The following is an 8,927-nucleotide window of genomic DNA, read 5'->3' on the forward strand; positions in this document are numbered from 1 at the left end:
CTTAATGAAATTGCCGCCCACAGCGTTTATGTGGGGCGGCACGATGACCAGATAATGCAATCGGGCTAAATTAGCCTTTCACAATAAAGCTGCCCTTCATGATGGCAAAGTGACCCGGGAAACTACAAAAGAACGTGTAGTCTTCCGCGCTCGATAACTTGCTCATGTCAAACGTCACAGTGTCCTGCTCACCACCACCGATAATTTTGGTTGCGGCGATAATAGTTTTGTCACCAGGCGGCAAATAGTTATTGTCGGCCCCGGCTTTCAAAGCAGCGCCAACGATCGCTTGTGCATCAGCGGTAGTTGACAGTACCCAGTTGTGTCCCATGAACTTCTTATCCAGCTGACCAGTGTGTTTAAGCGTAACGGTGAAAGTATCGCAGGCCGCCGGCGCAGTGATTTCCTTCATGTTGAATTGCATCATATCGTTACTTTCAATGGTTACAGTGCACTCATCTGCAAATGCAACACTGCTCATAAACGTCAGTAAAATCGCCACAAATTTTTTCATTTTATCCTCCAGGAACGGCAAAAGTAGTAAAAAGCCCTCTCACGTGCGACTGCGCTATTGGCTGTGCATTAGCGGTAGCGTCGAAACAGGCTTTTTACGGCTAAACTGCCTAACTATACACAATATGATAATGATTATCATTAGCAAAAACTAAGCAAATGGTCGTATTTATCTAAGGCTTTAGTCCTAGTCAAAGATCATTAAACGCTGTCACTAGCTGCGCCTGCTTCGCTGCGAAGAGCATTACAAGCAGTTGTTTTATATAAAATACCAAGAGAATTTTTCAGTTTTTGCCAGCGCTTACCGCGTTTAGCGGGGCTACTTTGTTCTGTGTTCAGGTGCTAAATACCGATCAATTTTGATTGATCTGGATCAAGTTTAATTTTAAACTTTCAGTAATTTCTGAAACTTCAGCAAGGAACATAAAAATGAAAATGTCACCGCTAGTCACATCTGCTGTGCTGCACTTTGGTGAAATGGGCAGTCGCTGGGGATTCAATCGCACCGTTGGCCAAATGCTTGCGCTAATAGTGCTGCACGAGGAACCGCTGTCAGCTCAGGAAATCGCAGATGCACTGAGCATCTCCCGGGGCAACACCAGTATGGGGCTGAAAGAACTGCAATCCTGGCAGCTTATTAAGCAACATCACATCCCCGGCGAGCGCAAGGAGTTCTTTATACCTGCGGGCTCCATTTGGGTGCTGGCAAACCGGGTATTCGAAGAGCGCCGAAAGCGTGAAATCGACCCCACTATGTCATTGCTTCGCGATCTGATGATGGAATCAGCCAGTAGTGAGCAAGACAGTAATGTTCAGGCCCGCCTGCACGAGATCCACGACCTGTTGGAATCGGTAACAGCCTGGTCTCAGGAGTTGCAAAACCTGGGCCCTGAAAAGCTCGATACGTTGATGAAACTAGGTGCCGGCGTAGGCCGCATTCTCGAATTCAAAGACAAACTTCTTCCCGGTAAATCAGCCTAAATCAGGAGGCGATTGTGGACGCATTCTTACTATCCAGACTTCAATTTGCACTGAATATCAGTTTTCATATTTTATTCCCTACTATCACCATCGCGCTCGGATGGTTCTTGTTTTACTTCAAACTGCGCTCAAACCTGTCGGGTCACCCGGTATGGATGCGTATATACCGTTTCTGGGTAAGGGTCTTTGCACTGACCTTTGCGCTGGGTGTGGTGTCTGGCGTTACCATGTCTTTTCAGTTTGGTACCAACTGGCCTGGCTTTATGGAGAAAGCCGGGAACGTAGCAGGCCCTTTGTTAGGCTACGAAGTACTCACTGCTTTCTTCCTTGAAGCCACGTTCCTCGGCATTATGTTGTTCGGTATTCGCCGGGTGCCAAACTGGTTACACACCCTGGCGACCTTTGTGGTTGCTGCCGGCACTACCCTTTCGGCATTCTGGATTTTGTCACTGAATAGTTGGATGCATACACCGCAAGGTTACCAAGTCATCGACGGTGTGATCTACGCCAAAGACTGGTCAGCGATTATTTTTAATCCTTCTTTCCCATATCGCTTTGCACACATGTTGCTGGCATCGGGGTTAACGGCAAGCTTTTTAATTGCCGGTTTATCAGCTTATCGTATATTTAAAGGCGATAACAAAATTGCCCCCAAACTCGCGCTTAAAACTGCTACTTACACCGCGGCAGTGCTTATTCCATTACAAATTCTGGCCGGTGATATGCACGGCCTTAACACGCTGGAGCATCAACCGCAGAAAATCGCGGCAATGGAAGGCGTGTGGCACACGGAACAAGGTGCGCCATTACTATTATTTGCCATTCCCGACGCAGAGAACAAAACCAATCACTTTGAGATTGCGATCCCTAACATGGCGAGCTTCATTCTGACTCATGACGCGAACGGTGAAATCAAAGGGCTAAACGAGTTTGAGGGCGAGCATCCGCCAGTTGCCCCGGTGTTCTACTCGTTCCGTGTCATGGTAGGCATGGGTATGCTGATGCTATTTGCAGCCTGGTGCGGCGCTTACTGGTTGTTTCGCAAAGACGCTTTGCCTGACTGGCTCACTAAAGTCTTTATTGGCATGAGCTTTAGTGGCTGGGTGGCTACACTGGCGGGCTGGTACGTGACGGAAGTGGGCAGACAGCCCTATCTGGTAAGCGGTGTACTAACAACCCAGGACGCCGTTACCGGTTTACCACCAGCAAATATAGCAATGTCATTTTCACTGTATGCCGCCTTATATGTGGTATTGCTGATTGCCTACATCCGTACGCTCACGCTGATGTGTCGTAAGTCAGTAGGTATTGAAGAAATCTCTGCTGAAGAGCGCGCCCAGGCGAAACAACCGCTCTCCCCCATTCAGGCGAATTAGGAGAACACTATGCCTTTTGAATCACTTTCTGCTGAAGCTTTGGGTAACATATATGTAGGCTTACTGGGCCTGGCAGTTTTACTTTATGCCATCCTGGATGGCTATGATCTTGGGGTGGGCGTGCTGTTCCCGCCCCGCAATGAACAATTCAAAGACGACATGGTGGCATCGATTGGACCTTACTGGGATGCCAATGAAACCTGGCTGGTACTGGCTGTAGGTTTGCTGTTAATTGCGTTCCCTGAGGCCCATAGCGCGATCCTGCAAACCCTCTATATTCCGGCAACCTTAATGCTCGCGGGCCTAATTTTACGTGGCGTATCGTTTGATTTTCGGGCCAAAGTACCGCAAACCAAGAAACGAAAATGGGATACCTGCTTTAAATACGGCTCCTTGCTTACTACCTTGTCACAAGGCTATATGCTGGGTATTTGGGTAACGGGCTTGCGCACGGATATATACGCTCAGGGGTTCGCACTGCTTGCCGCATTTGGCGTTACCGCAGCCTATGCCTTTATTGGCGCCTGCTGGCTTATTCTGAAAACAGAAGGCGAGTTGCAGGCAAAGGCATTTTACTGGGCAAAGCGGTGTTTAATGATTCTGGCTGCCGGGATTATTGCCGTGAGCTTTATTAATCTGACTCTGCATCAGGATGTACGTGCCCTGTGGCTGGAGAGTCCGGTTGGCCTGTTATTGATGCTGATCCCGTTAGCCTGCTTCGGACTGTTATTGCTCTGCGGTATTGTGCTGCAAAAGCTCCCGGATGCAGGCGGGCATGGCGAATGGCTGCCCTTTGCATTGGCATTACTGGTGTTTGTACTGTGCTTTACCGCCTTTGGCATCAGCTACTATCCCTATGTGGTGCCAGGTAAGCTCACCATCATGGACGCGCTTAGTGCGCCTGACTCACTTCGCTTTTTGCTGGTTGGCGCCGTCGTCGTTGTGCCATGCATACTCATGTACACCGTATGGGTTTATCGCATTTTTGCAGGCAAATCGGAAAAGCTGGCGTACTACTAATCTGAGAGGCTTAGGTCCATTAACTAACACGCTAAATTAAGTAGCCCCGGTATTTACCGGGGCTGTTTGAATTTGGCTTAGTGATGCGGACGTGTCCAGATAAAACACATCACACCGCAAAGCGTTACCGCTTGAATCCCTATTAACATGGGACGCAACCCCATAATCAATGACAGAGAAAATACCGCCGCTACGGATACAGTCGCGGCGTATTTGGCAGACTTACTGATGGCACCACTGCGCTGCCAGTCGGCAATTGCCGGACCAAAAAGCCGGTGATTGAGCAACCAGTCGTGCATGCGCTGAGATGAGCGCGCAAAGCAGTATGCCCCAAGAATCATAAAAGGGACGGTAGGAAGTAATGGCAACAGCGCCCCCATCATGCCTAAAAAGACACTGGATAAGCCCATGAAGAACCAGATTGGACGCATGTATAAAACCCAAAGGCAACATCGGTGTGATGTTGTAAACACAGTTACTTAAAAGTATAAAAAACTACTGAGTAATAGCAAACTGACATGGCAGAGAAACGCTAAATTGAACTTACTCTGTAATTCGCTGACATTTGATTTTCTATTACAATTCGTATTATTCGAAGTAAGGTTGTGTCTTTCCTGCTAAGCAAATCATAAAAATATATTATAATTTAATAGTTTAAAGATATTTCTAGCTTCTTCCTGCTTGTCAAAAACAACACAAATACCCACTTTTTTAATATCCTTGTTGAATATCTATCTGTCGCAACATTTATTTCAGTGATGATGAGTATCGGGGTATTGTAATTAAATTACATTGAGATTAAGGGCTGATTCTAATATCTTGTAATTTGATCAAGACCGACACAGAACGAGACCCCATGAGCCACTATTCCGATTATTTGCAAGAAATTGAAGAGCGAAAGCTTGAAGGCTTGCACCCCAAACCTATTGATAGCAGTGAATTACTAGCTGAAATCATTGCACAAATCAAAGACACAAACAACGAGCACCGCAAAGACTCGTTGCACTATCTTATTTATAACACGTTGCCGGGTACAACCAGTGCCGCCAGCGTGAAATCCCAGTTTTTGAAAGCAATCATTCTGGGCGAAGAAACGGTAGAAGAAATCACGCCGGCTTTCGCATTTGAATTGCTGTCTCACATGAAAGGCGGTCCTTCTGTTGAAGTGTTACTGGACATCGCACTGGGTGACGATGCCGAACTTGCCAAGCAAGCTGCCGAAGTATTAAAAACACAGGTCTTCCTGTATGAAGCAGACACAGATCGCATTGCTGCAGCCTATAAAGAAAACAATCCAATTGCGGTAGATCTGTTACAAAGCTACGTAAAAGCGGAATTCTTTACCAAACTTCCCGACATTGAAGAAAAAATCGATGTAGTGACGTTCATTGCAGCCGAAGGTGATATCTCAACAGATTTGCTGTCGCCAGGTAACCAGGCTCACTCTCGTTCTGACCGCGAACTGCACGGCAAATGCATGTGCTCACCTGCGGATCAGGAAAAAATCGTTGAACTGCAAAAGCAATTCCCTGGCAAAAAGGTCATGCTGATTGCAGAAAAAGGCACCATGGGCGTGGGTTCATCACGTATGTCCGGTGTTAACAACGTTGCACTGTGGGCGGGTAAGCAAGCCAGCCCTTACGTTCCGTTTGTTAACATTGCGCCAGTTGTTGCCGGTACCAACGGCATTTCTCCGATCTTCCTGACCACTGTTGGTGTAACCGGCGGTATCGGTTTGGATCTGAAGAACTGGGTGAAAAAGTTAGATGACAACGGCAAGCCTGTGCTCGACGCCAATGGCGATCCGGTATTAGAGCAAGCTTACTCGGTAGAAACCGGCACCGTACTGACCATCAACACCAAAACCAAAAAGCTGTACAAGGGTGATGAAGAACTGGCTGACGTATCATCTGCATTTACGCCGCAAAAAGTGGAGTTTATGCGTGCCGGCGGTTCTTACGCCATTGTGTTCGGTAAGAAGCTACAAAACTTTGCTGCTGAAACCTTAGGGGTTGAAGCGCCAGAAGTATTTGCACCGTCTAAAGAAGTCTCTCATGAAGGCCAGGGCCTGACTGCCGTTGAAAAAATCTTCAACAACAATGCAGTGGGCGTGCCTGAAGGTGTCGCGCTTCACGCTGGCTCAGACGTTCGCGTAAAAGTGAACATTGTGGGTTCTCAGGACACCACAGGTTTGATGACCTCTCAGGAACTTGAGTCCATGGCGGCAACCGTGATTTCTCCGGTACTGGATGGTGCGTACCAGTCAGGCTGTCATACCGCGTCGGTATGGGACAAGAAAGCCCAGGCGAACATTCCAAAACTGATGAGCTTCATGAACCGTTTTGGTTTGATCACCGCACGCGATCCAAAGGGTGTTTATCACTCAATGACCGACGTTATTCACAAGGTACTGAACGACATTACGGTTGATGAATGGGCCATTATTATTGGTGGTGACTCGCATACGCGTATGTCTAAAGGTGTTGCATTCGGTGCCGATTCAGGAACCGTTGCACTTGCCCTGGCGACAGGCGAAGCAACCATGCCAATCCCGGAATCAGTAAAAGTAACCTTTAAAGGCGAAATGAAAGATCACATGGATTTCCGCGATATCGTGCATGCAACCCAGGCACAGATGCTGAAGAAGTTCGGTGACAACGTCTTCCAGGGCCGCATTATCGAAGTACACATCGGTACTTTGGCTGCTGACCAGGCGTTTACGTTCACCGACTGGACTGCAGAAATGAAGGCCAAAGCGTCTATCTGTATTTCACAGCCAGAGACCCTGATTGAATCACTGGAAATCGCTAAGAGCCGTATCCAGATCATGATCAACAAAGGCATGGAAAACGAAGCCGGTACACTTCAAGGTCTGATCGACAAAGCGAACCAGCGTATTGAAGACATCCGCGCCGGAACAGGCCGTCCGGTACTGATGCCTGACGACAACTGTAAGTACTTTGCAGAACTGGTTGTTGACTTAGACGTGATCGACGAGCCAATGATTGCCGATCCGGATGTGAACAACGAAGACGTGTCTAAGCGTTATACGCACGATGCGATCCGCGCTTTGACCCACTACGAAGGCACCAAAACTGTTGACCTGGGCTTCGTTGGTTCTTGTATGGTACACAAAGGCGACGTAAAAATTGTTGTTCAGATTTTGCGTAATCTGGAAGCGAAATACGGCAAGGTGGAATTTAAAGCACCGCTGGTATTGGCTGCGCCTACCTACAACATCATCGATGAGCTTAAGCAGGAAGGCGACTGGGAAATTCTGCAGAAGTACTCTGGTTTTGAATTCAGCGATGACAATCCTAAGAGCGAAGCGCGTAAGCAGTACGAAAACATTCTTTATCTGGAACGTCCTGGCTGTAACCTGTGTATGGGTAACCAGGAAAAAGCAGAAAAAGGTGACACCGTATTCGCAACGTCAACGCGCTTATTCCAAGGCCGTGTTGTAGAAGACAGAGACGGCAAAAAAGGTGAGTCTCTGCTGGCCTCTACCCCAGTGGTAGTACTGGCTGCCATTCTGGGCCGCACGCCTACGTTGGAAGAGTACAAAGAAGCCGTTGTGGGTATTAAACTGACTCAGTTTGCACCACCTCGCGCTGAACTTAGCACTGCGCCTTCAAGTGTCATTCCAATTCGCTCTGTGAGCTAACCGAACGACATAGCTACAGTAAAGTAGATGACGACAAGAGCCCCGTTTTACGGGGCTTTTTTATGGCGTCGTCAATCCAAATAAGTCAGCAATAACGCTTTGAATCCGGGGGCAATACTCTGACCCAAAGGCGTAAATACGATCGGTATTTCCCAGTCCGCTGTGCGTTGCCGGCAGTAAGGTGATACCTTTGTGACTCGCTACAATAAACCTGAACCTATCGCGACCAATATGCACAACCTGACAGACCAGCTTTACCAGCAATTCGGCTTTTCTCAATTCCGCGAGGGCCAGCAACAAGCCATAGAGCAGCTGCTTGGTGGTCACTCTACCCTGGCGGTATTTCCTACCGGCTCTGGTAAGTCACTGTGCTATCAATTTACCGCCACCCTGCTGCCCCACCTCACTCTGGTGATTTCTCCGCTGATTGCCCTGATGCACGATCAGCTGGAATTTCTGCGCAGTAAAGGAATACCGGCCGCGAGCTTAGACTCAACCCTGAGTAGCGAAGAAGCCCGGCAGGTGATGCAACAAGCACGAAACGGTGAACTGAAGATCCTTATGATTTCCGTTGAGCGGTTTAAAAACGAACGGTTCCGCCGCTTTATTGAAGGCGTACCGATCTCCATGCTAGTGGTCGACGAAGCCCATTGTATTTCAGAATGGGGGCACAATTTCCGGCCGGATTATCTGAAGCTCCCGCAATACCAACAACAGCTGAATATTCCTCTGGTACTGCTGCTCACCGCGACTGCCATGCGACGCGTACAAAAAGACATGGCATTGAAATTCAACATTGCCTACCCGCACATCGTCCAAACCGGCTTTTATCGTTCCAACCTGGATTTGGACATCGTACCGGCCAACAGCAACAACAAACACGAGTCTCTGTTAACTGCGTTGGACAATGTGGAAGGCGCAGGCATTGTGTATGTAACGCAGCAAAAAACGGCAGACGACATCGCTACCTTTTTAACGCAGCGTGGCTTTAATGCCTGTGCATACCACGCCGGGCTCGGCAGCGACAACCGCAGCACGATTCAATCGCGCTTTATGTCGGGCGAAACAACCATTATTGTTGCCACCATTGCCTTTGGTATGGGCATCGATAAAGCGGACATTCGCTTTGTGATCCACTTTGATTTGCCCAAATCCATTGAAAACTACAGCCAGGAAATCGGCCGTGCCGGCAGGGACGGCCTGCCTAGCCGCTGTATATTGCTGGCAAGTCTGGATGGTTTGAATGTGCTGGAGAATTTTGTGCTTGGCGATACGCCGGAACCGCACGCCATTCAAACCCTGTTGGACAATATTGCTACTACGACCCACAACAACCAGTGGGAAACCCAGTCTTATGGGCTTTCCCAGTTAAC

7 protein-coding genes are annotated in these 8,927 nt (G+C 48.3%); 5 read left to right on the forward strand and 2 right to left on the reverse strand.

Annotation, left to right across the window (positions count from 1 at the left end; all coding sequences use genetic code 11):
• Positions 1 to 70 precede the first annotated feature (70 nt).
• Positions 71 to 514: an azurin gene (gene azu / locus AC4MRN_RS17350; protein WP_490402200.1), complete on the reverse strand. Its 444-nt coding sequence runs from the start codon at positions 512 to 514 to the stop codon at positions 71 to 73.
• 428 nt (positions 515 to 942) lie between these two features.
• Between azu and AC4MRN_RS17355 the strand changes: the two genes are divergently transcribed.
• The 3 genes from AC4MRN_RS17355 to AC4MRN_RS17365 are packed head-to-tail and all read left to right on the forward strand — an operon-like array spanning position 943 to position 3,890.
• The gene (locus AC4MRN_RS17355) at positions 943 to 1,494 is read left to right on the forward strand and encodes a GbsR/MarR family transcriptional regulator (protein WP_073323655.1); all 552 of its coding nucleotides are present in this window, start codon (positions 943 to 945) and stop codon (positions 1,492 to 1,494) included.
• A gap of 14 nt (positions 1,495 to 1,508) precedes the next feature.
• Positions 1,509 to 2,870, forward strand: coding sequence for a cytochrome ubiquinol oxidase subunit I (locus AC4MRN_RS17360; protein WP_491203983.1), 1,362 nt, complete (start codon positions 1,509 to 1,511; stop codon positions 2,868 to 2,870).
• Positions 2,871 to 2,879: 9 nt separating this feature from the next.
• Positions 2,880 to 3,890, forward strand: a complete 1,011-nt coding sequence (locus AC4MRN_RS17365; protein ID WP_255052953.1) for a cytochrome d ubiquinol oxidase subunit II — start codon at positions 2,880 to 2,882, stop codon at positions 3,888 to 3,890.
• A 77-nt stretch (positions 3,891 to 3,967) separates the two neighbouring features.
• Here AC4MRN_RS17365 and AC4MRN_RS17370 read toward each other — a convergent pair whose 3' ends face one another.
• Positions 3,968 to 4,321: a YbaN family protein gene (locus AC4MRN_RS17370; RefSeq protein WP_491054753.1), complete on the reverse strand. Its 354-nt coding sequence runs from the start codon at positions 4,319 to 4,321 to the stop codon at positions 3,968 to 3,970.
• Positions 4,322 to 4,746: 425 nt separating this feature from the next.
• Here AC4MRN_RS17370 and AC4MRN_RS17375 point away from each other — a divergent pair, with 425 nt between their 5' ends.
• Both AC4MRN_RS17375 and AC4MRN_RS17380 read left to right on the forward strand, forming a co-directional pair.
• Positions 4,747 to 7,554, forward strand: a complete 2,808-nt coding sequence (locus AC4MRN_RS17375; RefSeq protein ID WP_370240760.1) for a bifunctional aconitate hydratase 2/2-methylisocitrate dehydratase — start codon at positions 4,747 to 4,749, stop codon at positions 7,552 to 7,554.
• A 231-nt stretch (positions 7,555 to 7,785) separates the two neighbouring features.
• Positions 7,786 to 8,927 (forward strand): RecQ family ATP-dependent DNA helicase (locus AC4MRN_RS17380; RefSeq protein WP_491203984.1); only part of this gene is annotated, 1,142 nt, incomplete at its 3' end.

This window comes from Marisediminitalea sp., assembly GCF_984433645.1.

Bases quoted from the DNA above. Each gene is read 5' to 3' on its own strand.
- azu (WP_490402200.1), bottom strand. From the start codon at position 514: ATGAAAAAATTTGTGGCGATTTTACTGACGTTTATGAGCAGTGTTGCA.
- AC4MRN_RS17355 (WP_073323655.1), top strand. From the start codon at position 943: ATGAAAATGTCACCGCTAGTCACATCTGCTGTGCTGCACTTTGGTGAA.
- AC4MRN_RS17365 (WP_255052953.1), top strand. From the start codon at position 2,880: ATGCCTTTTGAATCACTTTCTGCTGAAGCTTTGGGTAACATATATGTA.
- AC4MRN_RS17370 (WP_491054753.1), bottom strand. From the start codon at position 4,321: ATGCGTCCAATCTGGTTCTTCATGGGCTTATCCAGTGTCTTTTTAGGC.
- AC4MRN_RS17375 (WP_370240760.1), top strand. From the start codon at position 4,747: ATGAGCCACTATTCCGATTATTTGCAAGAAATTGAAGAGCGAAAGCTT.